Origin of the sequence: Gordonia sp. OPL2 (assembly GCF_003797825.1) — a bacterium.
Taxonomy (GTDB): Bacteria; Actinomycetota; Actinomycetes; order Mycobacteriales; family Mycobacteriaceae; genus Gordonia.
Genome location: NZ_RKME01000062.1, coordinates 1 through 1098, shown reverse-complemented (window position 1 = coordinate 1098; position 1098 = coordinate 1). Strand labels below are relative to the sequence as shown.

Sequence of the window (1098 nt, the reverse complement as noted above, 5' to 3'; positions counted from 1 at the left end):
CCCTCCCCACCTCCCCTCGTCCCCGCAGACGTAGCGAAAATCGTCGCCTGGAGACGGTTTCCGCTACGTCTGCGGGTGCGAAGGGGAGGCGGCGGCGAGTGCGGTCCTGATCCGGGCGATCACGTCGTCGGGGTGGTGGACGAGGTCGTTCCAGGTGAAGTTCAGGACCGTCCACCCCGCCGCGATGAGGTCATTGCGGCGCGTGCGGTCGTGCTGGAACTCGTCCGCACCGCGGTGATAGGTCATGCCGTCGATCTCCACGGCGACGCGCTCGCGCACGAACGCGAAGTCGATGGCGTACCTCCCGCAGGGATGACCGGCAACCCAACCCGTGATCGCGGCGTCATGGAACAGCCGGACCGTCAGCCTCTCCGCGGCCGACCGCGCACCGGATCCGATGCCCTCGAGCAGCTTCCCCATCGCGGTCGCGCCGATCGTTCCTCGTCGCCGTCGGTACGCCGCGTGCAGCTGCTTCTCTGACACCCGGCGCAGCAACAGCGCACGATCGAGCACGGCCACGTCACGCTCGACGGCGCCCTCGAGAACCGACAGCGGCAGGGCCGTCACGCGGAGGTGAGAGCGGTCGACGATGTCGGCGGCGTCGAGCGAACGGCGTACGACACGGACACCCGGAACCCGCTTCACATGACCGCCCGGTGTCGCCGTCACAGTGATGGTCGGCGGCGGTGTGTCGACGATTCCGTGCCAGTACGCCGCGGCGAGCCCGCTCAGGATGGCGGTGTCACCCACCCGCAGCACCGCGATCCGGATACGGGCGCGGTCGGAGAGCGGATGATCGGCGAGGCGATAGATGCCGTGCGCCTCCCGCACCCAGGCGCCCGAGTTCACGAGTCGTCGGACCGCGGAGTTATCCAGCCCATGTGCTGCGGCATCCGCCGACGTGAGCACACCGTCCCGATCCAGGGCGAACCGTCGGAGCTGTGGAGAGATGTTCACCCTCCTTCGACGCACGCGACGCCGGGCAGGAGATCTCCGGATCGATCGCGCGCCCAGTCCGGGATGATCGGTTCGGCGCCGGTCGCCAGGACCAGTTGGTCGAATCCTATCGTCGAGGCGGTCCCATCCGAGGCGCGCGCG

The 1098-nt window shown here is 69.1% G+C and carries 1 protein-coding gene; it reads right to left on the bottom strand.

The genetic code is table 11. The annotated features are described in order from the left end of the window. Positions 1-63: 63 nt before the first annotated feature. Positions 64-957, bottom strand: coding sequence for a type IV toxin-antitoxin system AbiEi family antitoxin domain-containing protein (locus tag EEB19_RS26270; protein WP_187590275.1), 894 nt, complete (start codon positions 955-957; stop codon positions 64-66). Positions 958-1098 lie beyond the last annotated feature (141 nt).